Genomic DNA, 24,150 nt, shown 5'->3' with positions numbered 1-24,150 from the left:
GTTCAAAGCAAGGGCTTGCTCGGCGGATTTTGGTCTAGTCTGGCGCGGTTTTTAGGGCCGTGCCGCTTGACGGTTTCGTGGGGAGGGGGTATAAGCCCGGCCTTCCACGGCAAGGGTCGTGTTCGAAAAGGGTTTGTCATGGCTAATCATAAGTCCGCTGAAAAGCGTATCCGTCAGACGGAAGTCCGTACCGAAGTGAACCGGGCCCGCGTGTCCCGTATCCGTACCTTCGTGAAGAAGGTTGAGCTGGCCCTGGAAGCCGGCGACAAGGCCGCCGCCGCCGAGGCGTTCAAGCTGGCCCAGCCGGAAATGATGCGTGGCGTCTCCAAGGGCGTGCTGCACCGCAACACGGTGTCGCGCAAGATTTCCCGTCTGTCTCTCCGCATCAACGCTCTGGGCTGATAAGCCGGCCGCGCCGATCGCGCGGGCCCTCGGGGCCCGGCGCATGAGGCGGGGTCCCAGCTCTTGACCGTGGATTGGATGAGGCCGCGTCCTGCCGGACACCGGCGGGGGCGCGGCCTTTTCCTTGTCCGCCCGTCGTTACTGCGTTCATCCTCACCTATTCTTCCAGAATAGTCCGAAGGGCCGGTGACGGGCGGCGGGCACGAGCATCATTCGGTCTTTTTTGCTTGTTCCCTTTTCGAGCCTATTGCGAGTCCCGGACGGCCCGACTAGCATCTCCGGATGTGCGGGGTCGTTCTCCTCGATGAAGTAATCAAGCGGCGGAAACGCCCGCGCAAACCGATGGCAGATGTACATTGATGCTGACGCTTGGCGCTCTACATCACTCTGGCGTTGGTGGATTTCTGAATCTTTGAAGAAGATCATGCGTCTACGGGAGATTCTTTAAAATGAATCCCGTGAGGTGCGCGGTTTTGTTTGCGTGTGTGGGTTTTGGTCTGCCTGGGTATTTCAGCGGAATGGTGCCGGACGGGGCGGGGCGATGCCTCAAGCCCGGTGTCGGCAAACGTTCCGGTGGGAGGAAAGGTGGTCACGGAACCAGCCGGGACAGGGCCGACGACAGGGGCTGACGAAGCGGGGTTAGGGCGGCGTTGGAAAGGGCGGGACCTTGGGTGGTCCTCCGCCTTTGTCCATCATCATCCGTCGTGCCGGCTGTCCGGCCGGCTCCCATGCCTTCGTTCGGCTCCAGGCTCGTCGCCCGGACCTCCGGCCTTCATGAGGCGTCTGCCGGGGTGATGCATCCCGGGATGACCTGTCTCATGGGGGAACCGGGCTTTCCCGGCATAAGGTTCCGGTCCGATTTGATCCGGTTGTCAGGCCGGCTGTCGTTGGCCGGTGTCGTCTTATTTGATTGTCCGGGTCCGGAAGGCGTTGGGGCAGGAGCGAAGCGGGAATGTCGGTTCAGGCATCTCTGGATCAGCAATGGGCGCGCATCAGCGGGCGCCTGAAGGACGAGGTGGGTGAAACCGCGTATCGCAGCTGGCTGAAGCCGCTGACCGTTGAGGATTTCATCGGCGGCCAGGTGCGCATCGTCGTGCCCACACGCTTCATGCGCGACTGGATCCGCACCCACTACGCCGATCGCATCCGCGCCCTGTGGACTGGCGAGAATCCCGGTGTGCAGTCCGTGGAAATCGTCGTGGCCCCCCCGCGCAACGACGCCTCGCTCGGCGGCGCCCTGACCACCGGCCCGCGCGCCGCCGCCAACGCCACTGCCGGGCCGCTGGCGGAAACCGGTATCGATCACCTGCCCACATATGATGAGGTCCAGGCGTCCGCGTCCCTCAACGGTGGCTTGCATGGCGGCCTGAACGGGGCGGCCGAGGCGCCGGCCCTGCCGGCCTTCATCGCCGGCAATGGCCTGGGGGAGGAACGCGACGACGTCTCGGCCCTGCTGGACCCGCGCTTCACCTTTGAGAATTTCGTGGTGGGCAAGCCCAACGAGCTGGCGTTCGCCGCCGCCCGCCGCGTGGCCGACGCCAACGCCGTGACCTTCAACCCGCTGTTCCTTTACGGCGGCGTGGGCCTGGGCAAGACCCACCTGATGCACGCCATCGCCTGGCACATCCGCAAGAAGGACCCCGCCCGCCGGGTGATCTACCTGTCGGCGGAAAAGTTCATGTACCAGTTCATCCGGGCGCTTCGGTACAAGGACACCATGGCGTTCAAGGAGCAGTTCCGCTCCGTCGACGTGCTGATGATCGATGACGTGCAGTTCATCAGCGGCAAGGACAGCACCCAGGAAGAGTTCTTCCACACCTTCAACGCCCTGGTGGACCAGAACCGCCAGGTCATCATTTCCGCCGACAAGAGCCCGTCCGACCTGGAAGGCATGGAGGAGCGCCTGCGTTCCCGCCTCGGCTGGGGCCTGGTGGCCGACATCCACCCGACGACGTACGAGCTGCGCCTGGGCATCCTGCAGTCCAAGGGCGAGCAGATGCGGGTGCAGATTCCGCAGAAGGTGCTGGAGTTCCTGGCCCACAAGATCACCTCCAACGTGCGTGAGCTGGAAGGCGCCCTCAACCGCATCGTGGCGCATGCCGAGCTGGTGGGCCGCGCCATCACCCTGGAAAGCAGCCAGGAAGTGCTGCATGACCTGCTGCGCGCCAGCAACCGCCGGGTGACCATCGAGGAGATCCAGAAGAAGGTGGCGGAGCATTACAACATCCGCCTGGCGGACATGAGCTCCGCCCGCCGCGCCCGCGCCGTCGCCCGCCCGCGCCAGGTGGCGATGTATCTGTCCAAGCAACTGACCGCCCGCTCCCTGCCCGAGATCGGCCGCAAGTTCGGCGACCGCGACCACACCACCGTGATGCACGCCGTGCGCAAGGTGGAAGAGCTATGCGCCACCGACCCGACCTTCTCCGAAGACGTGGAACTGCTGCGGCGCATGCTCGAAGGCTGAGGTTTTCGTTCGCCCTCAGGTGGCGGGCGCGGCCTAGCCGCCCTTGACGGGCTGCTGCGATTTCCTCAAATGTACCTGATCCGTTCTTCCACCTGATCGGGACATTGCCCTGACCTCTCCCCTGGCGATCTCACTGCCCCAAGCCCTGGCCTTCCGCCTGGACCGCCAGCATCTGCTGGCCCCGACGGCCGACATGCTGACGGCGGCCCGCACGCTGCTGGGCGCCCAGGCCCAGGTGCACTCCGCCGCCATCCTGCAATTGCGGGCGCGCACGGCCGCCCTGGCCGACGCCGAGGTGGCCGGGGCTCTCCATGACAGCCGCAGCCTGGTGAAGCTGTGGGCCCAGCGCTCCACCCTGCACCTGATGCCCACGGCCGACCTGGGCGATCTCTTGGCCCTGCGCCGCCTGAAGCAGCCGGAGTACCACGCCTGGTACAGTCGCGAGGGCCTGCCCCCAGAGCGGGTCGCGGTGCTGATCGACGCCGTGGTCCAGGCGCTGGCCGACGGGCCGCACAGCCGCATGGACCTGTCCCGCCGCCTGGTGCCGCAGCTGGGCGACTGGGCCCAGCCCTGGCTGGAGCACAGCTGGGGCGGGGTGCTGAAGCTGGCCTGCGCCCTGGGCCATCTGTGCCACGGCCCCCCGCGTCCCGACGATAACGAGGCCGCCTTCGTGGGCCTGCCCGCCTGGCTGGGCCAGGCGCCCGTGGTGCCGGCGGATAGCGCGCATGGTGTGGCGAATTTCCTGCGCCGCTATCTGGCGGCCTATGGTCCGGCAACGCCGTCCGACTTCCGCAAGTTCGCCGGCATTCCCGCCGGCCCCTGCCGCCAGGCCTTCCAGAACCTGGCCGGCGAGCTGCTGGCGGTGGAACTGGACGGCCGCCCGGCCTACGCCCTGGCCCGAGACGAGGAAGCCTTGCGGCGGGCCGAGATGCCGGCCGGCCACTTGGCAGTGCTGCCCCTGTTCGATCCCTGGCTGCTGGCCCATGCCGACACCGCCCAGGTGGTGGACGCCAGGCACCGGACCGCCATCTACCGCCAGGCCGGCTGGATCTCCGCCGTGGTGCTGCGCCAGGGGCGGGTGGCGGCGACCTGGACCCATCGCCGCCTGGCCGTCCAAGGCCAGCCGGTGTGGGAGGTGGAGCTGGCGCCCCTGAGCCGCCTCACCAAGGCGGAACGGCGGGTCGTCCTGGACCGACTGCGCCACCTTTCGGGCGGTCTGGACGTGCGATACGCGGGCGGATGATCCCCCTTTCGGACAGGCGGCGACTCGGCCTTCCGAATGCCTCTGGAATCGGTCGAAAACGCTGTCGCCGCGCGGGGCTTGTGCTATGGTGACCACCCCTTTTTCCAGGCCCTGTGGGGGGGCCTTGGGGGATTTAAGGCAAACAATCGCCGCGCCTCACAGGGGCGACGGGTCAGCACAAGCGGAACGGCATGAAGATCACCATCGAACGCGCGGCTTTGCTCCGGTCTCTCGGTCATGTTCAGAGCGTGGTGGAGCGTCGGAACACCATTCCGATCCTGTCCAACGTCCTGCTGAAGGCGGAAAACGGTGAGCTGGCGCTGACCGCCACCGACATGGATCTGGAGATTGTGGAATCCGTGCCGGCCGACATCGCGCGTCCCGGTTCCGCCACGGCCCCCGCCCACACCCTGTACGACATCGCCCGCAAGCTGCCGGATGGCAGCCAGGTGGAACTGGACTTCACCGCCGACACGCTGACCCTGCGGTCCGGCCGGTCGCAGTTCCGCCTGGGCGCCCTGCCGGTGGAGGACTTCCCCGTCATGGCCGGCGGCGACGCGGGCCACCGTTTCACCCTGTCGGCCAGCGACCTGAAGATGCTGGTGGACCGCACCAAGTTCGCCATCTCCACCGAGGAGACGCGCTACTACCTCAACGGCATCTACCTGCACGCCTCCAAGGCCAAGACCGGTGCCGCCGAAATCCCCGTGCTGCGCGCCGTGGCCACCGACGGCCACCGCCTGGCCCGGGTGGAGATGGCCCTGCCGGACGGCGCCAGCGGCATTCCCGGCGTCATCATTCCGCGCAAGACCGTGATCGAGGTGCGCAAGCTGCTGGACGAGGCGGCGGACCGCATCGAGGTGCAGCTGTCCGACACCAAGGTGCGCTTCGCCTTCGACAGCATCGTGCTGACCAGCAAGCTGATCGACGGCACCTTCCCGGACTATGAGCGCGTCATCCCCACGGGCAACGACAAGGTGATGGAGGTCAACGCCGGCCAGTTCGCCGCCGCCGTCGACCGCGTTGCCACCATCTCCACGGAAAAGAGCCGGGCGGTGAAGCTCAGCCTGGACCGCGGCATCCTGACCCTGTCCGCCTCCAGCCCCGAGGCGGGGTCCGCCACGGAGGAGATCGAGGTCAGCTACGATAACACCGCGCTCGAGATCGGTTTCAACAGCCGCTACCTGCTGGACATCACCCAGCAGATCGAGGGCGATGGCGTGCGCTTCACGCTGGCCGACGCCGGCTCGCCCACCGTGGTGCGCGACGTGGCCGACGGTTCGGCCCTCTACGTCCTCATGCCGATGCGCGTTTGAGGTCCTGGGGTCCCCGGGGCGGCGGTAGCGGTTGCTGGCCAATATGGGCGCCATGTCCACAGAAGAGCCGCCCCTGACGGGGAAGCCGGAGGGCACCCCTCATGAGCATGGGGGGGCGGCGTCCGCGCCAGTCGCGGCGCTGGCCGTTACGCGGTTGACCGTCACCCGCTTCCGCTCCTACGCCCAGGCCCGCCTGACGCTGGACCGGCGGCCGGTGGCGCTGACCGGCCCCAATGGTGCCGGCAAGACCAACCTGCTGGAGGCGGTCAGCTTTCTCGCCCCCGGCCGCGGCCTGCGCCGCGCCAAGCTGGGGGATGTGGAACGGCTGCAGGCCCCGGGCGAAACCTGGGAGACGCCGGGCTGGGCGGTGGCGGCGGAGGTGCAGACGCCGCTGGGTGCCGTGGAGATCGGCACCGGCCGCGACCCCGCCGGGGCGCCGGGCAGCGAGCGCCGCGTGGTGCACATCGATGGCCGCCCGGCCAAAAGCCAGATGGCGCTGGCGCAATATGTTTCCTGCGTCTGGCTGACGCCGCAGATGGACCGCCTGTTCGTGGAGGGCGCCGCCGGCCGCCGCCGCTTCCTGGACCGGCTGGTGTTCGGTTTCCATCCCGAGCATGCCGGCCACCTCAGCCGCTTCGAACAGGCCATGCGCGACCGCATCCGCCTGCTGCGCGAGGGGGGCGACCCCTCGTGGCTGACGGTGCTGGAGGATCAGATGGCGACCAACGGCATCGCCGTGGCCGCCGCCCGCCGCGACGTGACCGCCCGCCTCGCCGCCGCTTGCCGCCGGGGCGTGGGGCCCTTCCCGGCGCCTGGCCTGGCGCTGACCGGCACGCTGGACGGCTGGCTGGCCGACCGGCCGGCGGTGGAGGCGGAGGACACGCTGCGCCGGGCCCTGGCGGAGGCGCGGCGGATCGACGCGCACGCCGGCACCACCACGGTGGGGCCCCACCGCAGCGACCTGGCCGTGACCTATCTGGCCAAGGGCATGCCGGCGGATCTGGGCTCCACCGGGGAGCAGAAGGCCCTGCTGATCGCCATCGTGCTGGCCAACGCCCGGCTGATGGCGGCCGAGGGCGGGGCGCCGCCCCTGCTGCTGCTGGACGAGGTGGCCGCCCACCTGGATGCCGAGCGCCGCACGGCCCTGTTCCAGGAGGTGCTGGCCACCGGGTCCCAGGCGTGGATGACAGGGACCGACGCCGCCACCTTCGCCGAGCTGGGGGCCGCCGCCAGCCACGTCCGGGTGGTCCCGGATGAAACCGGCGGCGGCGTGGTGGTGGGCGCCGGATAGGCCCCCTGGCGCTTTCGAGAGTCCGCGGAATGGGGGGCTGCGATCCCCCTTGGTTATGACGGTTTTGCCCCTGGGCGACGCGATATCTGGTAGAGTGTATCCATGGCACAAGAAGCTCTGACGACCCCCGACTCCGCCGCCGAGGATTACGGCGCCAGCTCCATCAAAGTGCTGAAAGGCCTTGATGCGGTGCGCAAGCGTCCCGGCATGTACATCGGCGACACCGACGATGGTTCCGGCCTGCACCACATGGTGTATGAGGTCGTGGACAATGCCATCGACGAGGCGCTGGCCGGCTATTGCACGCGGGTGGACGTCATCCTGAATCCCGACGGCTCCTGCACCGTGCGCGACGACGGCCGCGGCATCCCCGTGGACATCCATGCGGAGGAAGGCGTGTCGGCGGCCGAGGTTATCATGACCCAGCTGCACGCCGGCGGTAAGTTCGACCAGAACAGCTACAAGGTCTCCGGCGGCCTGCACGGCGTGGGCGTGTCCGTGGTCAACGCCCTGTCGGAAATCCTGGACCTGCGCATCTGGCGCCAGGGCCGGGTGTGGGAGATGCGTTTCGCCCATGGCGAGGCCCAGGCGCCGCTGGCCAACACCGGCGTCGCCCCGTTGAAGGCGGACGGCCGTCCCCTGTCGGGGACGGAGGTGACCTTCCTGCCGTCCAAGGCCACCTTCACCAAGACCGAATTCGACTACCAGACGCTGGAACACCGCCTGCGTGAGCTGGCCTTCCTGAACTCCGGCGTCACCCTGTACCTGACCGACGCGCGGGGCGTGGAGCCCAAGTCGTGCGAGCTGCATTACGAGGGCGGGCTGGAGGCCTTCGTGCAGTGGCTGGACCGGTCCAAGACGCCGCTGCACAAGCCGGGCATCGCGCTGCGCGCCGAGCGGCAGAGCGACCTGGGCGGCACCATCGGCGTGGAAGTGGCGCTGCAATGGAACGACAGCTATCACGAGAGCACGCTGTGCTTCACCAACAACATCCCGCAGCGTGACGGCGGCACCCACCTGGCCGGTTTCCGCGCGGCGCTGACCCGCACGCTGAACAACTACGCCAACGAAAGCGGCATCGCGAAGAAGGAGAAGGTGAACCTCTCCGGCGACGACATGCGCGAGGGCCTGACCTGCGTGCTGTCGGTGAAGGTGCCCGACCCCAAGTTCTCCAGCCAGACCAAGGACAAGCTGGTCTCCTCCGAGGTCCGCCCGGTGGTGGAGGCGGTGGTGGCCGACGCCCTGGCGACCTGGCTGGAAGAGCATCCGGGCGACGCCAAGCGCATCATCGGCAAGGTGGTCGAGGCCGCCGCCGCGCGCGAGGCCGCGCGCAAGGCGCGCGAGCTGACGCGGCGCAAGGGCGCCTTGGACATGGCCTCGCTGCCCGGCAAGCTGGCGGACTGCCAGGAACGCGACCCGGCGCTCAGCGAACTGTTCCTGGTCGAGGGTGACTCGGCCGGCGGCTCCGCCAAGCAGGGCCGCTCGCGGCAGTTCCAGGCCATCCTGCCCCTGCGCGGCAAGATCTTGAACGTGGAGCGCGCGCGCTTCGACAAGATGCTGTCCTCGGCCGAGATCGGCACCCTGATCGCGGCGCTGGGCACCGGCATCGGGCGTGAGGAGTTCAACGCGGAAAAGGCGCGCTATCACAAGGTCATCATCATGACCGACGCCGACGTGGACGGCGCGCACATCCGCACCCTGCTGCTGACCTTCTTCTATCGCCAGATGCCCGAGCTGATCGAGCGCGGCTACCTCTACATCGCTCAGCCGCCGCTGTACCGCGTGAAGCGCGGCACGGCCAAGGAACGCTACCTGAAGGACGACCGGGCGCTGGACGATTACCTGATCGGCCAGGGCCTGGAGGACGTGACCCTCAGGGCGCAGGACGGCACCGAGCGCCAGGGCGGCGAGTTGCGCGACGTGGTGGAGCAGGCCCGCGCCGCCCGCCACCAGCTGCAGGCCCTGACCCGCAAGGTGGGCAATGCGTCCGTGGTGGAACAGGCGGCCGTGGCCGGCGCCCTGTCCATGACCCTGCTGACCGACGACGCGCGGGCCGATGAACTGGCCCGCGTGGTGGCGGACCGCCTGAACCGCATCGAGGCCCAGGCCGCCCAGGCGGCCGGCAATGCCGGCGAGGGCGCCACCGTGGGCGTGGGCGCCTGGCAGGGTGAGCGCGCGCGCGAGGGCGGCCTCATGCTGTTCCGCACCAGCCGCGGCGTCACCCACCGCCACATCCTGGACGCCGACGTGCTGAAGAGTGTGGAGGCCCGCCGCCTGGACGCCATGGCCGACTTCCTGAAGACGGTCTTCACCGACGCCGCCACCCTGACCTACCGCGGCCGCACCACCCGCACCATCGTCGGCCCCACTGGCCTGATGGACGCGGTGCTGGAACAGGGCCGCCAGGGCCTGGCCATCCAGCGCTACAAGGGCCTGGGCGAGATGAACCCGGACCAGCTGTGGGAAACCACGCTGGACCCCAAGATCCGCTCGCTGCTGCAAGTCAAGGTCACCCACGTGGACGAGGCGGAAGAGGTGTTCTCCACCCTCATGGGCGACATCGTCGAACCCCGCCGCGACTTCATCCAGGAAAACGCGCTGAAGGTGGCGAACCTAGACGTGTAAGGCTGCAGGTTTTGTGAGCTGACCCATAAAATGAGAAAGTTTGACCCATAGCGTGAGAATCGGCAGTTTTTCTCACGGCTATGGGTCAGATGAGGCGTTGCTCAGTCGACGACCAGATTTCCCAGAAACTCCACACACGTCGGTCACCATCAAGCGATCACGGGCACGGGTGCAGGCGACATAAAACAAGTGCCGCTCGGTTTCATTGATCGCTTCCAGGTCGGCGACGCCGCCGATGGCAGCCAGCCGCGTGAGTTGACCCATAAAACGAGAATCTATGACCCATAGCCGTGAGAATTGGGGCCTCACGCTGTGGGTTGGGGTCTCCGAGGCCGGTTCTTCGCCGCCATACTCATTGCGGCCGAAGAGAACGCCGGGGAAGTCGGCGCTCACGGCATGGGTTCGGAGCCGGCGGGCTGACGCCCGATTTTTGTCGTGGGGCCTGCATCCACCAAGTCTGGCCGGGCGTAAGGCGTAGGACGCCAATCCGTAGCGGCCAGATTCCGGGAGACACGCCATGCGCCACCTTATCGCCGTTGTTTGGACTTTGAGCTTGGGCTTGGGGACGGCCCAGGCGGCCACCGTGATCGTGACGCAGAAGAACCACGCCTTCGTGCCGAGCAAGATTGAGATCGCCGTAGGTGACACGGTTATTTTCCGGAACGAGGATACGGTGCCGCACCAGGTCGTTTCCCACACGCCGGCATTTCAATTTGACCTAGATCTTGAGCGCCCCGGCGAGGAGCGGTCCCAGGTTTTCACCCAGTCGGGGGTGATCGTCGTTGGCTGCGATCTCCACAGCACTATGGAAGTAATCGTCACCGTTACACCCGGCCCCGCGAGCAAATAGGCGAGGCGCTGTCTCTCATCGGAGGCGGCGCATGGCACCGGAATATAGGACCGGCCCAGTGGGCGCACCCGTTGGTGAACCGCCCTTGGGCTCCAGGCTGATGGCTAAAACCAGCTTGCCGCCAGCCAGGACCTTGCCGGCGACCGGCAGGACCCGCCCTGGCGCTATCAGTCCCACCGGTTGCGGGGGGGCGCCATCGGCGATCAGCCATAGTTCGAGATCCCGATCGGATGGTGTGGTCACGCCCGCCAAAGCCACAGGCTCCAGCACCCGCCCCCTGCCTTCCACCAGCCAGCCGGCGCGGCCATCGCCGATGGCCGTCAAAATCGCCATGTAGCGGGGGCCGTCATCACGCAGGGCTGCAGGTATGGTCAATGTGATGGCCAGCAGTCCGGCGACGGCGCCCGTGGTCATCCACCGCCAGACAGGTGGGGCGTCCCACTGTCGCCTCAGCCAGGCCCGCCATCCGGATTCTGCCGCCGCTGGAAGCTGCGCTTCAATTCTCCGCCATAGCGTCGGCGGCGGCGGTACAGCCGGCACCGCCGCCAGCAGGGGGGCCAGCAGCCTTTCCCAATCGGCCACCGCGTAGCGCAAGGCGCCGTGGCTCGGCAGGGCCTCCGCCACCACCTTGGCCTGCTGGGCGCCCAAAGTGCCCAGCACATATTCGCCGGCCAGAAGATCCAGTTCGTCAAAATCATCTGGAATCATGCCGCCAAACACTCCTTCAAAGAAGCGAGCCCGCGCCTTATCCATGACTTGACCGTTCCCAGGGGAATGGCCAGGTGCTCGGCCACTTGCGCGTGGGACAGGCCGTTGATGAAAGCCAGGGTGATGGCGCGGCGGCCTTTGTCATCCAGGCGTTCCAGACAGCGCCGCAACCGTACGGCGTCACGGGCGGTTTCCAGGTGCTCCAGGGGGCTGGGGCTTTCATCGATGCTATCGGGGATGGCGTCCGTCAAGGTCTCGCGTCCCAGGCGCCTGGCCATGTCCAGCGCGCGGTAGCGGACGATGGAGGCCATCCAGCCGCCGCCCGAGCCCATGGCCGGGCTGAAGCTGGCGGCGTTCCGCCAGATCTGCACAAAGGCGTCCTGCACGGCATCGGCCGCCGCATCCGGGCGACGCACGATGCGGAGGGCCAGGCCGTACAGGCGGGGCGATTCCCGTTCATATAGGTGCCGCAGGGCCACGCGATCGCCACCGGCGACCTGCCTGATCAGCGCGTCCAGCGCACCCCCGGCCGCCAGGTCCCTCGGTGTCATGCCGCCCCCGTCACCGGGATTGGGGTGGCAGGATGCCGCCACCGCGTCGTTCCCCATCAGTCGGCCCCTTCGCGATCCGTTTCTTCGTCGTCCGCCCCCTGGAATGCCCTTCGGCGCAAGGAGGCCTCGTTCCACACCATTACGACGCGGGGGCACTTTTGGATGCGCACGTGCTGCATCCAATCAACCGGTCCAGGCGTATGGGCAGGAAACCACCGCAACACCAGGGAGCCTGCTCCGATGAAGTTCCGTTTATTGATCACCTTGTTGGGGGGGATGCTGGCATGCGGCCTGCCGGCGATGGCCGCATCCGACATAGGTGCCGGCGGCAAGTTGACGGCAACTGGCGGCGTGACCCAGCTTGAAGGAGCGGCCGGCGGCGGTCTGACGCCCTGGGCCCTCATCGGGGGCTATGACACGGGCGATCAGGTCCGGCCCAATGCCTTCTACACGCGGGTGCAATCAGGCAGCTATAACCTCAACGCCTATGGGGCCATGGTCGGGCTGTATGACCGCGTGGAGCTGTCCTTCGCCCGCCAGTCCTTCGATACGGAGGACGTCGGCGGCCTGTTGGGGTTGGGCAAGGGATACACGTTCAACCAGAACATTATCGGCGCCAAGATCCGCGTCGCCGGCGACGCTATTCTTGATCAAGACAGTTGGCTGCCGCAGGTCGCCGTCGGTCTGCAATACAAGCATAACGACAGGGGCGCCATCCTGCAGGCGATCGGTGCCCGCCACGACAGCGGCACGGACTTTTATGTCTCCGCCACCAAGCTTTTCCTGGCCCAAAGCCTGCTGGTGGACGCCACTGTGCGGTTCACCAAGGCCAACCAGATCGGCATTCTCGGCTTCGGCGGCAAGGACGACGACTACCACGTCGAACCGGAAGGCAGCGTCGCCTACCTTCTGTCTCGCAACTTCCTGGTGGGCGCCGAGTATCGCAAGAAGCCTGACAACCTGGCCATCGCCCATGAGGACGACTGGTACGACCTGTTCGTCGCCTGGGTTCCGACCAAGAACGTCTCGCTGACCCTGGCCTTCGCGCCGCTGGGCAACATCGTCATCCGCGACCATCAGAACGCGGCCTACCTGTCACTTCAGGTCGGATTCTGAGCACCGTCACCCAAAAGGAAATTCAAATGAGCCATCCCGCCCGCCTGACCAAACCCATGGCCATCCTTTGTCTCGCCCTGTCCCTCACCGGCGTCGTGACCGGGCCCACGGCCCGGGCCGACGAGGCCACCTTCCAAGCATTCGGTGGCAAGGCCGGCCTGCAAAGCCTCATGGAGGATTTCATGGCCAACCTGTTGGCAGACCCCCGGACGCGGCCCTTCTTTGAAAAGGCTAACCAGACGCGCGTCAAGGCGCAGCTGGTTGACCAATTCTGCCAGGCTCTTGGAGGGCCATGCCAATACAAGGGCTTGGACATGAAATCCGCCCACCAGGGCCTGCCTCCCATCACGCGGGAGCATTTCAACGCCCTGGTGGAAGACCTGCAGGATGCCATGGATAAGCACAAGGTCCCGTTCAGCGCCCAGAACAAGCTACTGGCCGAATTGGCCCCGCTGCATCGCGATATTGAGCACTAAGCCAATCGCCGTGCTACCGAGTGCCGGCCTTCTCGCCTTGGCGGCGAGGAGGCCGCTAGGGTCGCGGCGGGGTGGAGGCGGCCAACCCTTCCGCCCCTGGCCGGCCTGACGACCAATAGGGGAAACAGGTCAGCCGACGGACACCAGCAAAAGGCAGCCTCTTTGGCTGACAGCGGTGGCATGCCAGGTCGTGTGCCGCGCGACATGGAAATCGCCAGCCTCCAGATTAAGCTCGCCGAAACGCAGGTCCCCTTCAATCACCAGGCATTCCTCATCGCCACCGATATGGGCATGGGATTGATAGGGCGCGCCCGGTTCCATGCGGATGAGCATGGTGCGGCGTCCCGTACGCGCGTCCACGCGCAGAAGCTTGGATCGGACTCCCGGTGATAGCGCCAGCCAGACGCCATCTTGGTGACGCACGGTGTCGGTTCCGGGTGCTGCCGCTTGGTCCGCCGCCTCACGGTCGATGCGGGCGAGGATGGTATCCAACAAATCGGCGGGCGGCGCCTCCGCCAAAGCCAAATCCAGGGCCCCCAGTCGCGATTCGATTCGCGCCATATCCTGGGCGGCGATCCGGGACAGGCGCGACCGGCGGTCACCCCGCATCACGCCCAACAGATAGTCGGCGATATCGACATCCGCGCTTTTCACGCCAAGCACTCCTTGAGCTTCAGGACGGCGCGACGGACCCAGCTTTTGACCGATCCCAAGGGCGCGCCGACGCGCTCAGCCAGTTCTTCGAAAGTCAAACCCTGAAGATACGTCAATAGCACCAGTCGTCGCGACCGTTCCGTCAGCAACCCGAGGCAGCGCTCCAGGTCCAAAGCCAGCCCGGGATCCGGCTGTTGGGCCAGCCGGCCATCAACGGCCGCCAGAACGGCCTCGTCGTCCAGGGACATGGTGTCGCCAATGGGTTTATCCAAGAGCGACAGGACATGGTTTCGGGTGAGTACGGCCATCCAAGCGAAAGCGCTGCCGCGCGTGGGATCGAACAGCGGCGCCTTTTGCCAGATGCGAACGAACACGTCCTGGAGCAGGTCCGTCGCCCGGTCGCGATCACGCGTCAAGCGCAGGCAAATACCGTAAAGGATCGGCGCCGCCGCCTGGTAAAGGGCCCCGAAGGCGGCACGGTCGCCCGTGGCTGTAGACAAAAGCAGGGCCGTGACGGCCGATGCCTCATCAATCGCCTGAGCGCTGGAAGACTGTGGCATGGGCTGAGCATTTCCGGCGCATCAATGGATAGCCAACTATAATATATCTTTCGGGATAGGCAATTACGCGCCACGCTCGGCCGCTGGATATAAATCTTTCAATGCCATTTTTCGTGACGTCACCGTGCATCCGAAGCTGCCCGTCGTCGGTAAAGCTTCCATGTGGTCCGGTCAGGGCCGCAACAATTAACCCGGGATGCATTATGCCGAGTCACAAAGCCTTCTTCGCCTTGGTCATGGCCGCTGGCATGACCACCGTGTTTGTCGCTGGCCAGGGTCAGGCCGCCACCATCGTGGTGATCGAGAAGGACCGGGCCTTGGCGCCCACCCATCTGCAAATTGTTCAGGGCGATACTGTCGTGTTCCGAAATGAGGATGGCATGCCGCACCGGCTTACCTTGCGCGCTGCCGGACGGACCTGGAGCCTTGATATCCAACGCCAGGGACAGGAGAGGACACAGGATTTCGCTGAGGCGGGGCATATTGACGTGATGTGCGATTTCCATCCGCAAATGACCATGACCATTGATGTCGTCAAAGACATCCCGGGACAGGCTCCGGGGCGGTATTGAGCCCGCTGCGGATGGCGGCTCAGCGGGAACTGGACTGACTAACCTGACGGTCCTGGAACGAATGCGCACGGCGAAGGGGGCGGACATTGGCCACACCGGCCCACTCCAACCGCCCCGGGATGCGCATCCCGGGGCGTTTTCCTTTGGTGCGGTCGAGCCTCACGCCAGCTGCAATTCTACGTCGATGTTGCCGCGGGTGGCCTTGGAGTAAGGGCAGAGCTGGTGGGCTTGCTCGATCACTTGGTTCGCCACGGCGCGGTCCAGGCCGGGCAGGCTGATGGTCAGGCGGGCCTGCAGGAAGAAGGCGTCGCCGCCCTTGCCCAGGTCGACCTCCGCATCCACGGCGGTCTCGCCCGGCAGGCTGATCTTCAGCAGCTGGGCGGCGCGGTTCATGGCGCCGATGAAGCAGGCGGACCAGCCGGCGGCGAACAGCTGTTCCGGGTTGGTGCCGGGGCGGCCGGAACCCGGGGGCGACAGGGTGACGTCCAACTGGCCGTCGCTGCTGCGGGCATGGCCGTTGCGGCCGCCCTGGGTATGGGTCTTGCCGGTGTACAGGACGGTGTCGATCTGGCTCATGGTCTGGATTCCTTCAGGGATGGGGGTGAAAAGCGGGGAGGATATTTAAATCGTGTCCGATCTAATCGGACGATCGGAAGATGGCTCGGGCGGCGCCCGTTGTCAACATATCCGATTAGATCGCGTACGATTTTTCCTTGGAAAAGAAAGCCCCCTCGGATGCGAGCCTTGGCCCGGTCTGACGGGGCGTTGATCGGAGGCGTAAGGGCGGCGGGGGCGGGGCTTCAGCCGTGGCGGCGGGCGTAGGCCAATTCTGCCGCCAGTTCGGCGACGATCTGCGCCGCTGGCAGGAAGCGGGCCAGCGGGGCACCCTGGCCGGCCCATTGCGCGCCATAGCCGGTGTCGCCGGCGGCCTTGGCGGCGGCGTTCAGGGCCTTGCCGGCGTTGTAGGTCACCGGATAGGCCGGCACCGCGTCCGGCGGCAGGCGTTCGCCGAGGCGCGTGAAGGCGTTGGCCAGGCTGCGCGCCGGCCGGCCGGAAATGGCGCGGGTCATGGTGGTGTGGTGAGCCGCCGCGCCCTTCAACGCGGCGCGATAGCCGGCGTCGGCCGCCGATTCGTCGGCGCCGACGAAGGCGGTACCCAACTGCGCCGCGCCGGCACCCAGGGCCAGGACGGCGGCGATGCCGGCGCCGTCCATGATGCCGCCGGCGGCGATGACCGGCACGGCCAAGTCGCGCGCCAGCAGGCGGGTGAGGGCCAGGGTGCCCAGCCGGTCGTCCGGGGCGTCCGGATCGAACACGCCGCGATGGCCGCCGGCCTCATAGCCCTGGGCCACCACCGCGTCCATGCCGGCCGCCACCGCCTGGCGCGCCTCATCCAGGCTGGTGGCGCTGGCGACCAAGGTGATGCCGGCGGCGCGCAGGGCGCGGATGCGGCCGGCGTCCGGCAGGCCGAAATGAAAGCTGACCACGGCCGGCCGTTCCTCCAGCAGCATGGCCAGCATGGCGTCATCGGTGCGGAAGGTGGGGTAGATCTCGCGCAGTTCGGCCGGCGGGCTGGCGCCGAAGCGGTCGAACAGCGGTCGCAGATGCTCGATCCAGGCGGCCTCGCGTGCGGCGTCGCGCCGGGCCGGCTGGTGGACGAACAGGTTGACGCCGAAGGGGCGGCTGCTCCGCTCCCGCACCGCGCGGATCATGGCGCGGGCCTGGTCGGGCGTGCTGGCGCCCAGGCCCAGGGACCCCAAGGCACCCGCCCCCGACACCGCCGCCGCCATGACGGGGGTGGAGACGCCGGCCATCGGGGCCTGGATGAGGGGGATGTCGATCTTCAGCAGGTCCAGCAGGCGGCCTGCGGCGGCGGGGGTGGACATGGATGTCTCCTATCCGGAACGGCTGAGGAAAAGCGGTCGGGGGAAAAGATATACCGAGAATGCCTCATTTGGCATTCCCGGTCGTGCCGTCAGGTCATGGGATCAGGCGATGGCCGCCTTGCTCCGGCGGTACTCCGGCACCGGCAGGCCGCCCCAACCCCAGTTTTCCAGCGGCACCTCCTCGATGACCACGAAGGTGCTGTCCAGCGGCTTGCCCAGGACCTGCAGCATCAGCTCGCTGGCGCCCTTGATCAGGGCGGCCTTCTGTTCCGCCGTGGTGGCGTCGGCGCCGGGCGTGGTGCCTTCGCGGGTGATCTGGATGGTGACGACAGGCATGACGGCTCTCCCACCTTTGAGTATTCGGTGTTCGGGATTAGTGACCAGCGCTCTGGCCGCCGTCGACGTGCAGGATCTCGCCCGTCACGAAGGGGGCGTTATCCAGGTAGAGGATGGCGTTCACGATGTCGGCCATCTCTCCCATGCGGCCCACCGGATGCTGCTTGCCCAGCCACTCGTGGGTAGACGGGTCGTGCATCGGGGTCTTGATGATGCCGGGGGAGACGGCGTTGACGCGGACGCCCCGGCTGGCGAACTCGATGGCCAGCGACTTGGTGGCCGCGTTCAGCCCGCCCTTGGTCAGCGAGGCCAGGACCGAGGGGACGCCGGAATTGGCGTGGTCCACCAGGCTGGTGGTGACCTGCACCACATGGCCGCCATTGCCTTGCTTCAGCAGCTGGGCGATGACCAGCCGGGTGATGTGGTGGAAACCGTTCAGGTTGGTGGACAGGACGCGGGCGTAGTCCTCGTCCGTGTAGTCGGTGTAGGGCTTGGCGATGAAGATGCCGGCGTTGTTGACCAGGCTGTCGATGCGGCCGAAGCGCTCCAGCGCCGTGGCGACCACGCGTTCCGCCGTTTCATGGCTGCCGATGTCGCCGGCCACGGTGGCCACGTTCGGATTCTGCGAGGGCTGGATGGTGCGCGAGGTGGCGACGACACGGTAGCCCTGGGCGATGAGGCCGGCGACGGTGGCGGCGCCGATGCCCTGCGAGGCGCCGGTGACGATGGCGACTTTTCCAGTGGTGCTCATGACGGGAACTCCTTCGGGATCGGTGGCGGGCGATCGTCTCTGTCGACGACGTTGCCCTGTGGATGACCCGAAAGATGCGCCCCGCCTGGTTGCGGGTGAACGCCCGGCCGGCGGCAGACATTCGTGCGCCGCGCGGAAGAGTGCCGTGTTTAAAGGGACTTGAGAGGCGGCGGGCACAGCTGGGCGAAATGGGCCCGCAGGCGCGGCACGGCATAATCGACGAAGGCGCGCACCTTGGGCACGGACAGGCGCCCCGGCGGCGCGATCAGGTGCACCGGCACCGGTTCATGCTCATCCCGATCCAGGATGACTTTCAGGCTGCCGGCCGCCAGCTCCGCCGCGATGTGGTAGGAGAACAGGCGGGTCACGCCCCGCCCTTCCACCGCCGCCGTGGCCGCCGCGCGGATGGTGTTGACCACCAGGCGGGGGGTGAAGCTGACGGTGCGGGGCACGGCCGACCCGGGCGCCGGCGGGAAGCTCCATGTCTCCAGCCCGAAATGGGTCATGGCCACGATGGCATGGCGGGCCAGGTCCGACGGCTGTTCGATGGCCGGATGGCTTTCCAGGTAGCTGGGCGAGGCCGCCACCACCCGGCGCACCTCCCCCACCCGGGTGGCGACCAGCGCCGAGTCCGCCAGGTGGGAGATGCGTAGGGCCAGGTCCATACCCTCATCGATCAGGCTGACCGGGTGGTCGATCATGTTCAGGCGGACGGACACCTCGGGATAGGCGTCCATGAAGCCCGCCAGGATGGGGCCCAGCACATTCTCCCCCGCCGCCACCGGGGCGGTGACGGTCAGCAGGCCGCGCGGGGCCGAGCGTTCGCCGGCGGCCAGCATGTCGGCTTCGTCCAGTTCGGCCAGCACGCGGCGGCAGGCGGCGGCATACCGCTCCCCCGCCTCGCTCAGGTGCAGGGACCGCGTGGTCCGGTGCAGCAGGGCCGTGCCCACGTGCCCTTCCAGGAAGGCGATGGCCCGGCTGACGGCCGCGGCCGAGCGGCGCATGCGGCGGGCGGCGCCGGCCAGGCTGCCCTCATCCACGGCGGCCACGAACACCCTCATCGCGTCGATACGGTCCATGGGCAAGCTCTGGCAGGCGGGTGGGGTTGGCTCCCACGATAGGGCCGGAACGCAACGGTTGGAATGGGGCATCGTCCGGGGCGCTTATGCTATTGATGCGCCCGACGCTTTCGTCCCTTGGGAGCCCCGTGCCGCCGTGACCACCCTGATCCTGTTCATCGTCCTGGCCTTCGCCTACCGCTTCGCCATGCTGGCCGTCTCCATCCGGCATGAAAAGGCACTGCGCGCCGCCGGTGCTGTGGAGCACGGCGCCCGCAACACCCTGGCGCTGACCATCGCCCACATCGCCTTCTACCTGTCGGCGACGGTGGAGGGGCTGGTGCGCGCCGCGCCCATCGATGCCGTCAGCGGCTTCGGCTTCGCCATCTACCTGTTCGGTGCCGCCATGCTGCTGGTGGTTGTTCGGCTGCTGGGCCGGCTGTGGACGGTGAAGTTGCTGATCGCCCGCGACCACCACCTCGTGACCCACCCGCTGTTCCGCCTGGTGCGGCATCCGAACTATTTCCTGAACATCCTGCCGGAACTGGTGGGATTCGCCCTGACGCTGCATGCCTACTGCACCCTGGTCGCCGGCCTGGTCGTCTATCTGGTTCCCCTGACCATCCGCATCCGGCAGGAGGAACGGGCCATGCGCGAGACCTTCGCCGCCTACTGATCCGGTGCGCCGGGGAAAAATCGCTGGACCCAGGGACGCGTCGACCCCACCTCCATGGGCGCAAGGCCATTGGGATGGGATCAGAGGAACAGCATGACCGTGGGCGATGCTCCCAATACCCATGCGGCCAACATCCACGCCGCCGACGCCCCCCGGCCCCACAAGGTTTCCGATATCCTGCAGGCCCTGGCGGCGGATGAGACCAGGGAGCGGGTGGCCATCGGCGACCTGCTGACGGCGCTCAGCGACCGCGCGGTGGGGGCGCTGATCTTCGTCTTCGCCCTGCCCAACGCCCTGCCCATGCCGCCCGGCACCTCCGCCGTACTGGGCCTGCCGCTGGTGTTCCTGACGGCGCAGCTGGCCTTGGGGCGCAAGCCTTGGCTACCCCGCTTCATCTCCAGCCGGTCGCTGGCGCGCAAGGACTTCGCCGCCATGATGGCCAAGGTGGCGCCCTGGCTGGCCAAGGCGGAACGCATGCTGAAGCCCCGCCTGGGCGTGCTGGCCCGCCCACCGGTGGAACACGCGGTGGGGCTGGTCTGCTTCCTGCTGGCGCTGATCCTGTTCCTGCCCATACCGCTCGGCAACATGCTGCCGGCCGTGGCCATCAGCCTGGTGGCCCTGGGGGTGCTGGAACGGGACGGGGTGTGGGTGCTGCTGGGCCTGGGCACGGCGGTGACATCCGTGGCCGTCGTCTGGGGCGTGCTGGTCGCCCTGCTGAAAAGCGGGCTGTTCCTGCTGGAACATACGCTGGGGATGTGAGCTCAGGCGGTGCCGGCGGCCGACTTCTCGATCCGGCTGATATGGTCCAGGCCGGGCAGAATTTCCGACCGCACGAATTCCACCCGCTTCATCGGGCCGCCGCCGCCGTGGGGGAAGCGGGCCTTCCACAGGGCCATCTTGACCGCCAGGCCGCACAGCACGCCGCCGATGGTGACATGGTGGGCGGACAATTGGGCGCGGACGGAGCGGAAGCTGTCGGCGTTGATGTCGTGCCAGAAATCCTTGCTGCGCCGGTCAAAGGCTTCGAAGCGCCCGGTGATGGAGGTGGTGATGCCCGTCAGCATGCGCATGACGTCGCTGATCATCTTCATCAGCAGACGATCGCGGGTGATCATCTCGCTCTTGGTCGCCTCGTTCACCCAGGCCATGAAGCGCTGCACTTCCGGCACCAGACCGTCCAGGCAGCTGCGGAAATAGGCCAGCGACAGGAAGACGTCGCCGTATTCCTCCAGGAAGTTGGGGATGTCCTGCAGCTGGATGTTCAGCTTCTGCGACAACAGGGTCAGGTTGCGCAGCGCCTCTTCCCGGTCGGGGTTGGCCAGCAGCTGGAACAGGTCGGCGATGTCGTTGATGGGGCGCTGTTCCGACCCGTAGACCTGCTGGATCAGGGGCAGGGTGAAGTCGCGCATATAGGTGGTCAGCTCCAGCCGCTTGCCGGCGGACAGGCGCAGGTAGTTGACGTCCTCCACCGGGATGCCCAGGCGGCGCAGCTCGATGCGCAGGCTGTAGACGTCATAGCTGTTCAGTTGGGTCAGCCGGTGGATCTGCGCCATGTCGGTGCGCATTTCCTTGGCGTGCGAGGGGTACATGGTGGCCAGGTGTTCCGGGTTCACCTGGCCGCTGCCGGCCGACCGGTCCTGGAACACCTCCACCACCGTCTCCAGCCGCGCGTTCTTGATCAGCCGCGCCCGCTTCAGGCCCGGCGTCTGTACCGGGATCATGCCCAGCGGCAGGATGTGCAGCGCGTCGCGGTCATCGTCGGCGAACGGGCCATCGTCGCCCGCCGGCGAGATCGTGGGCGGGAATTCCTCGGCGGCGGCCTCGCTGTCGGAAGGGGCGGGTGAAGACGTCAACGGGGCGGGATCCGGGAGGGCAGCGGTGTAGCGGTAACGGCGCCCTGGGTCGGCCGCCTCGACCCTGCGTCAGGTATAGACGACGCGGGGTGTGGTCAAGGGTGCCCGCACAAGGATTTGGGCGGCGCCGGACATGCCCGCCCTGTGTTGCACCCACCCCCGGACTTGGGATGGTACCCCACCCCCCTGGATATTTGCGCGGGGGCCTCGGCCTCGCATACAGTGGGCCACAGGTACAAGGTGTGGGCCTTGGGATCATTTCTCCAATGAGCTGCTTTGTGAACAGATGGGCCGGGTCGGTGCTATGCGCCAGTCGGTGATGGGCGCCCTTGCCGGCCTGGCGGCCCTGCAACTGGGGCTGGCGGTCGTGGACATGCGGACGGCCTGGGTCCAGGCGCGCGACGCGCAGGACGGCCACGCCCTGGTGCTGGCCGCGCGTGGGCTGGCGGGTGCGCTGGATGTCCAGTCGGCGCAGTGGACCGCGTCATACCTGGCCTTGCGGGCGCCGGGGACTTTGCCCGCGCCCCCCGCCGTCCCCCCCCCTGCAGCAACCCCTAGCGCGGATGATCTGGCGGAAAAACGGCGGCAGGCGGACCAGGCATTGGACGCGGCGCTGGAGGCGCTGCCCGCCAATGCCGCGCTGGATAACGCACGCCAGCGCCTGGCCGGGATACGCCAGGAACTGGCGGGGCCGCGCCGCGCGGTGGACCAGATGCTGCATCAGGCCGGCGGCGACCGTGACCTGCCCCTGCTGCGCAACTGGCTGGCGGGGGAAAAGGCGCTGGCCACGGCGGAAGGCCGTTTGGCGCGTGGGGTCGTGGCCATCGCTGCCCGCAGCCTGCCCAGCGCCGACGCCGTCCTGGCCGGCGACGCGCTGGCGGCCCGCCGCGACGCCGACCTGGCGTGGGCGGACGCGCTGACCCAGCCACCCGCCGCCACGACCGCCCCGCTGTTGGACTGGCCCGCCCCTTCTCGGCCCGACGATGGCTTGGCCGTGGCCATGGCGCGTTTCACCGCCGCCTTGAATGGCCGGCGGGCGCCGGAGGAGGTGGTGGCGGCGCTCACCGGCATCGGTGCCGTGGCCGGCGGGGCGCTGGACCGCTGGGCGGCGGTGCCCGTTCCCGCTGCCGGCTGGGCGGCGGTCAAGGCCGGCGCGCCGCTGACCTTGGCGGCCCTGTTGACGCTGGCCATCCTGGGAACCTTGCGCCAGGGCGTGTTCCTTGCCGTGTCGCGCACCGCCCGGCTGATGCGGGACCTGGCGGAGGGGCAGGTGGCCCAGGCGCCGGCGCTGCTGCCCCGCCTGGGGCGCGACCCCCTGGTGGCGGAACTGCATTCGGCGCTGGCCCTCTATTGGTCCCACGCCCGCCGCATCGAACGGGAGACCCAGCGCCGGGAACGGGCGGAGCGGCTGCTGACGGTGGAACGCAAGGTGTTGGGCATGACCGCCGGGCGCGCGGCCCTGTCGGCCGTGCTGTCGGCCCTCTGCTCCGGCATGGAGGCGGAGCTGGAGGGCGGGCTTTGCTCCATCGTGCTGGTGGATGCCGAACGGCGCCACATCCAGACCGGCGCCGCCCCCAGCCTGCCGCCGGCCTTCGTGCGTGCCGTCGACGGGACGGAGGTGGGGGCGTCCGTGGGGTCCTGCGGCACGGCCATCCACCGGGGCGAGCCGGTGATCGTCACCGACATCGCCAGCGACCCGCTGTGGCGGGAGTTCCGGCAGGCCGCGGCGGAGGCCGGCCTGGCCGCCTGCTGGTCCCTGCCTATCCTGGCCGGTGACGGTCATCCCCTGGGCGCCTTCGCCGTCTATTTCCGCACCCCGCGCTCGCCCGAGGGCTGGATGCTGGACCTGGCGCGCCGGGCCAGCCGGCTGGCCACCGTTGCCATATCGGCGGAGCGGGCGGCGGAAGAGGTGGAGCGGGCCAAGGCCGCCGCCGAGCTGGGCAACCGTACCAAGACCGAGTTCCTGGCCAACATGAGCCATGAGCTGCGCACGCCGCTGAACGCCATCATCGGATTCGCCGAGGTGCTGGAGAACGACCTGCGCCGCGTGCCCGACCAGGCGACCAACACCGGCTATGCCGGTGACATCGTGGCCAGCGGCCGCCACCTGCTGGCCATCATCAACGACATCCTGGATGTTTCGAAGATGGAGGCGGGCAAGGTCGAATTGCGGGAACGGGTGTGCGATGTGGGCGCCCTGGTGGCGGGGTGTGAGCGCATCGCCCGCGCCCGCGCCATGGAAAAGCGCATTGACCTGGTGGTGGCCATGGCGCCCGGCCTGCCCCCGCTGTTGGCCGACGACGTGAAGATCAAGCAGATCCTGCTGAACCTTCTGTCCAACGCCGTGAAGTTCACGGACCCGGGCGGCACCGTATCGCTGACCGCCACCATCAATCCCGAGGCCCAGTTGGTCATCGCCGTTACCGACACCGGCATCGGCATCGCGGCGGAAGACCTGTCCAAGGTCTTCGTTCCCTTCCAGCAGATCGACAACGTCTACGCCCGCACGACGCAAGGCACGGGGTTGGGCCTGTCGCTGTCCAAGGGGATGGCCGAACTGCACGGCGGCCGGCTGGACATCGCCTCGCAACTGGGCCAGGGCACCACCGTCTCCCTCATCCTGCCCAGCCAGCGCCTGCTGACCGGCGGTGCCGGCGAGGACGGCCGTCCCAGCTTGCCCCCCGGCGTGATGGCGGCGGCGTTGGGGGACAAGGGCGCGTAAAGAATTACGTGGCCGCCGGCGCCTGATGATCGAGGGAAGG

At 67.8% G+C, this 24,150-nt stretch carries 24 protein-coding genes; 13 read left to right on the top strand and 11 right to left on the bottom strand.

The window, feature by feature from the left end; genetic code table 11:
- The first annotated feature begins 138 nt into the window (after positions 1-138).
- The 6 genes from rpsT to gyrB all read left to right on the top strand — a co-directional run bounded on the left by rpsT (position 139) and on the right by gyrB (position 9,341).
- On the top strand, positions 139-402 hold the full coding sequence (gene rpsT, locus Y958_RS12945) for a 30S ribosomal protein S20 (protein ID WP_088872298.1): 264 nt from the start codon (positions 139-141) through the stop codon (positions 400-402).
- A gap of 952 nt (positions 403-1,354) precedes the next feature.
- Positions 1,355-2,866, top strand: coding sequence for a chromosomal replication initiator protein DnaA (gene dnaA / locus Y958_RS12940; protein ID WP_088872297.1), 1,512 nt, complete (start codon positions 1,355-1,357; stop codon positions 2,864-2,866).
- 193 nt (positions 2,867-3,059) lie between these two features.
- Positions 3,060-4,109, top strand: coding sequence for a winged helix DNA-binding domain-containing protein (locus Y958_RS12935; RefSeq protein WP_088872296.1), 1,050 nt, complete (start codon positions 3,060-3,062; stop codon positions 4,107-4,109).
- 191 nt (positions 4,110-4,300) lie between these two features.
- The gene (gene dnaN / locus Y958_RS12930; RefSeq protein WP_088872295.1) at positions 4,301-5,425 is read left to right on the top strand and encodes a DNA polymerase III subunit beta; all 1,125 of its coding nucleotides are present in this window, start codon (positions 4,301-4,303) and stop codon (positions 5,423-5,425) included.
- Positions 5,426-5,477: 52 nt separating this feature from the next.
- Positions 5,478-6,716 (top strand): DNA replication/repair protein RecF, encoded by a 1,239-nt coding sequence (gene recF / locus Y958_RS12925; protein ID WP_088872648.1) that lies wholly within the window; start codon positions 5,478-5,480, stop codon positions 6,714-6,716.
- Between the two features lie 102 nt (positions 6,717-6,818).
- Positions 6,819-9,341, top strand: a complete 2,523-nt coding sequence (gene gyrB, locus Y958_RS12920; protein WP_088872294.1) for a DNA topoisomerase (ATP-hydrolyzing) subunit B — start codon at positions 6,819-6,821, stop codon at positions 9,339-9,341.
- Between the two features lie 78 nt (positions 9,342-9,419).
- Here gyrB and Y958_RS31405 read toward each other — a convergent pair whose 3' ends face one another.
- Positions 9,420-9,734: a hypothetical protein gene (locus tag Y958_RS31405; protein WP_145727601.1), complete on the bottom strand. Its 315-nt coding sequence runs from the start codon at positions 9,732-9,734 to the stop codon at positions 9,420-9,422.
- 124 nt (positions 9,735-9,858) lie between these two features.
- On the opposite strand from Y958_RS31405, the gene Y958_RS12910 reads away from it, so the two are divergent.
- Positions 9,859-10,191: a cupredoxin domain-containing protein gene (locus tag Y958_RS12910; protein WP_088872292.1), complete on the top strand. Its 333-nt coding sequence runs from the start codon at positions 9,859-9,861 to the stop codon at positions 10,189-10,191.
- Positions 10,192-10,206: 15 nt separating this feature from the next.
- Here Y958_RS12910 and Y958_RS12905 read toward each other — a convergent pair whose 3' ends face one another.
- Positions 10,207-10,899: an anti-sigma factor gene (locus tag Y958_RS12905; protein WP_186291188.1), complete on the bottom strand. Its 693-nt coding sequence runs from the start codon at positions 10,897-10,899 to the stop codon at positions 10,207-10,209.
- Positions 10,896-11,507 (bottom strand): sigma-70 family RNA polymerase sigma factor, encoded by a 612-nt coding sequence (locus Y958_RS12900; RefSeq protein WP_244909297.1) that lies wholly within the window; start codon positions 11,505-11,507, stop codon positions 10,896-10,898. Before Y958_RS12900 ends, Y958_RS12905 begins: the two co-directional genes overlap by 4 nt.
- 183 nt (positions 11,508-11,690) lie before the next feature.
- Between Y958_RS12900 and Y958_RS12895 the strand changes: the two genes are divergently transcribed.
- Together Y958_RS12895 and Y958_RS12890 are read left to right on the top strand one after the other, a co-directional pair.
- Positions 11,691-12,566 carry a DUF3034 family protein gene (locus Y958_RS12895; protein ID WP_088872291.1) on the top strand — a complete coding sequence of 292 codons (876 nt, stop codon included), beginning with the start codon at positions 11,691-11,693 and terminating at the stop codon, positions 12,564-12,566.
- A 26-nt stretch (positions 12,567-12,592) separates the two neighbouring features.
- Positions 12,593-13,042 carry a group I truncated hemoglobin gene (locus Y958_RS12890; protein ID WP_088872290.1) on the top strand — a complete coding sequence of 150 codons (450 nt, stop codon included), beginning with the start codon at positions 12,593-12,595 and terminating at the stop codon, positions 13,040-13,042.
- Positions 13,043-13,171: 129 nt separating this feature from the next.
- On the opposite strand, the gene Y958_RS12885 is transcribed toward Y958_RS12890, so the two are convergent.
- Positions 13,172-13,696 carry a cupin domain-containing protein gene (locus Y958_RS12885; protein ID WP_088872289.1) on the bottom strand — a complete coding sequence of 175 codons (525 nt, stop codon included), beginning with the start codon at positions 13,694-13,696 and terminating at the stop codon, positions 13,172-13,174.
- Positions 13,693-14,256, bottom strand: a complete 564-nt coding sequence (locus Y958_RS12880) for a sigma-70 family RNA polymerase sigma factor (RefSeq protein WP_088872288.1) — start codon at positions 14,254-14,256, stop codon at positions 13,693-13,695. The genes Y958_RS12885 and Y958_RS12880 overlap by 4 nt, the downstream gene beginning before the upstream one ends.
- A gap of 248 nt (positions 14,257-14,504) precedes the next feature.
- Between Y958_RS12880 and Y958_RS12875 the strand changes: the two genes are divergently transcribed.
- On the top strand, positions 14,505-14,828 hold the full coding sequence (locus Y958_RS12875; protein ID WP_145960796.1) for a cupredoxin domain-containing protein: 324 nt from the start codon (positions 14,505-14,507) through the stop codon (positions 14,826-14,828).
- A gap of 159 nt (positions 14,829-14,987) precedes the next feature.
- On the opposite strand, the gene Y958_RS12870 is transcribed toward Y958_RS12875, so the two are convergent.
- The 5 genes from Y958_RS12870 to Y958_RS12850 form a co-directional block, all read right to left on the bottom strand.
- On the bottom strand, positions 14,988-15,404 hold the full coding sequence (locus tag Y958_RS12870) for an organic hydroperoxide resistance protein (protein ID WP_088872286.1): 417 nt from the start codon (positions 15,402-15,404) through the stop codon (positions 14,988-14,990).
- A gap of 224 nt (positions 15,405-15,628) precedes the next feature.
- Positions 15,629-16,714 carry an NAD(P)H-dependent flavin oxidoreductase gene (locus Y958_RS12865; RefSeq protein ID WP_088872285.1) on the bottom strand — a complete coding sequence of 362 codons (1,086 nt, stop codon included), beginning with the start codon at positions 16,712-16,714 and terminating at the stop codon, positions 15,629-15,631.
- 102 nt (positions 16,715-16,816) lie between these two features.
- Positions 16,817-17,050: a tautomerase family protein gene (locus Y958_RS12860; RefSeq protein WP_088872284.1), complete on the bottom strand. Its 234-nt coding sequence runs from the start codon at positions 17,048-17,050 to the stop codon at positions 16,817-16,819.
- Positions 17,051-17,087: 37 nt separating this feature from the next.
- A complete protein-coding gene (locus Y958_RS12855) occupies positions 17,088-17,801 on the bottom strand; it encodes an SDR family NAD(P)-dependent oxidoreductase (RefSeq protein ID WP_088872283.1) in 714 nt (237 codons plus the stop codon).
- Positions 17,802-17,950: 149 nt separating this feature from the next.
- Positions 17,951-18,880, bottom strand: coding sequence for a LysR family transcriptional regulator (locus Y958_RS12850; protein ID WP_088872282.1), 930 nt, complete (start codon positions 18,878-18,880; stop codon positions 17,951-17,953).
- A 136-nt stretch (positions 18,881-19,016) separates the two neighbouring features.
- On the opposite strand from Y958_RS12850, the gene Y958_RS12845 reads away from it, so the two are divergent.
- Together Y958_RS12845 and Y958_RS12840 are read left to right on the top strand one after the other, a co-directional pair.
- Positions 19,017-19,535 (top strand): isoprenylcysteine carboxyl methyltransferase family protein, encoded by a 519-nt coding sequence (locus Y958_RS12845; RefSeq protein WP_211098498.1) that lies wholly within the window; start codon positions 19,017-19,019, stop codon positions 19,533-19,535.
- 93 nt (positions 19,536-19,628) lie between these two features.
- Entirely contained in the window at positions 19,629-20,294 is a 666-nt protein-coding gene (locus Y958_RS12840; protein ID WP_088872280.1) for an exopolysaccharide biosynthesis protein, read from the top strand.
- Between the two features lie 2 nt (positions 20,295-20,296).
- Here the strand turns inward: Y958_RS12840 and Y958_RS12835 are convergent, their stop codons facing one another.
- The gene (locus Y958_RS12835) at positions 20,297-21,388 is read right to left on the bottom strand and encodes a hypothetical protein (RefSeq protein WP_244909296.1); all 1,092 of its coding nucleotides are present in this window, start codon (positions 21,386-21,388) and stop codon (positions 20,297-20,299) included.
- A 304-nt stretch (positions 21,389-21,692) separates the two neighbouring features.
- Here Y958_RS12835 and Y958_RS12830 point away from each other — a divergent pair, with 304 nt between their 5' ends.
- Positions 21,693-24,110, top strand: coding sequence for an ATP-binding protein (locus tag Y958_RS12830; RefSeq protein ID WP_186291187.1), 2,418 nt, complete (start codon positions 21,693-21,695; stop codon positions 24,108-24,110).
- Positions 24,111-24,150 lie beyond the last annotated feature (40 nt).

The organism is Nitrospirillum viridazoti CBAmc, from assembly GCF_000730165.1.
Classification (GTDB): domain Bacteria; phylum Pseudomonadota; class Alphaproteobacteria; order Azospirillales; family Azospirillaceae; genus Nitrospirillum; species Nitrospirillum viridazoti.
This window is presented reverse-complemented; position numbering and strand designations above follow the sequence as displayed.

Bases quoted from the DNA above. Each gene is read 5' to 3' on its own strand.
- rpsT (WP_088872298.1), top strand. From the start codon at position 139: ATGGCTAATCATAAGTCCGCTGAAAAGCGTATCCGTCAGACGGAAGTC.
- dnaA (WP_088872297.1), top strand. From the start codon at position 1,355: ATGTCGGTTCAGGCATCTCTGGATCAGCAATGGGCGCGCATCAGCGGG.
- Y958_RS12935 (WP_088872296.1), top strand. From the start codon at position 3,060: ATGCTGACGGCGGCCCGCACGCTGCTGGGCGCCCAGGCCCAGGTGCAC.
- dnaN (WP_088872295.1), top strand. From the start codon at position 4,301: ATGAAGATCACCATCGAACGCGCGGCTTTGCTCCGGTCTCTCGGTCAT.
- recF (WP_088872648.1), top strand. From the start codon at position 5,478: ATGTCCACAGAAGAGCCGCCCCTGACGGGGAAGCCGGAGGGCACCCCT.
- gyrB (WP_088872294.1), top strand. From the start codon at position 6,819: ATGGCACAAGAAGCTCTGACGACCCCCGACTCCGCCGCCGAGGATTAC.
- Y958_RS12910 (WP_088872292.1), top strand. From the start codon at position 9,859: ATGCGCCACCTTATCGCCGTTGTTTGGACTTTGAGCTTGGGCTTGGGG.
- Y958_RS12905 (WP_186291188.1), bottom strand. From the start codon at position 10,899: ATGATTCCAGATGATTTTGACGAACTGGATCTTCTGGCCGGCGAATAT.
- Y958_RS12900 (WP_244909297.1), bottom strand. From the start codon at position 11,507: ATGGGGAACGACGCGGTGGCGGCATCCTGCCACCCCAATCCCGGTGAC.
- Y958_RS12895 (WP_088872291.1), top strand. From the start codon at position 11,691: ATGAAGTTCCGTTTATTGATCACCTTGTTGGGGGGGATGCTGGCATGC.
- Y958_RS12890 (WP_088872290.1), top strand. From the start codon at position 12,593: ATGAGCCATCCCGCCCGCCTGACCAAACCCATGGCCATCCTTTGTCTC.
- Y958_RS12880 (WP_088872288.1), bottom strand. From the start codon at position 14,256: ATGCCACAGTCTTCCAGCGCTCAGGCGATTGATGAGGCATCGGCCGTC.
- Y958_RS12875 (WP_145960796.1), top strand. From the start codon at position 14,505: ATGACCACCGTGTTTGTCGCTGGCCAGGGTCAGGCCGCCACCATCGTG.
- Y958_RS12870 (WP_088872286.1), bottom strand. From the start codon at position 15,404: ATGAGCCAGATCGACACCGTCCTGTACACCGGCAAGACCCATACCCAG.
- Y958_RS12865 (WP_088872285.1), bottom strand. From the start codon at position 16,714: ATGTCCACCCCCGCCGCCGCAGGCCGCCTGCTGGACCTGCTGAAGATC.
- Y958_RS12860 (WP_088872284.1), bottom strand. From the start codon at position 17,050: ATGCCTGTCGTCACCATCCAGATCACCCGCGAAGGCACCACGCCCGGC.
- Y958_RS12855 (WP_088872283.1), bottom strand. From the start codon at position 17,801: ATGAGCACCACTGGAAAAGTCGCCATCGTCACCGGCGCCTCGCAGGGC.
- Y958_RS12850 (WP_088872282.1), bottom strand. From the start codon at position 18,880: ATGGACCGTATCGACGCGATGAGGGTGTTCGTGGCCGCCGTGGATGAG.
- Y958_RS12840 (WP_088872280.1), top strand. From the start codon at position 19,629: ATGACCGTGGGCGATGCTCCCAATACCCATGCGGCCAACATCCACGCC.
- Y958_RS12830 (WP_186291187.1), top strand. From the start codon at position 21,693: ATGCGCCAGTCGGTGATGGGCGCCCTTGCCGGCCTGGCGGCCCTGCAA.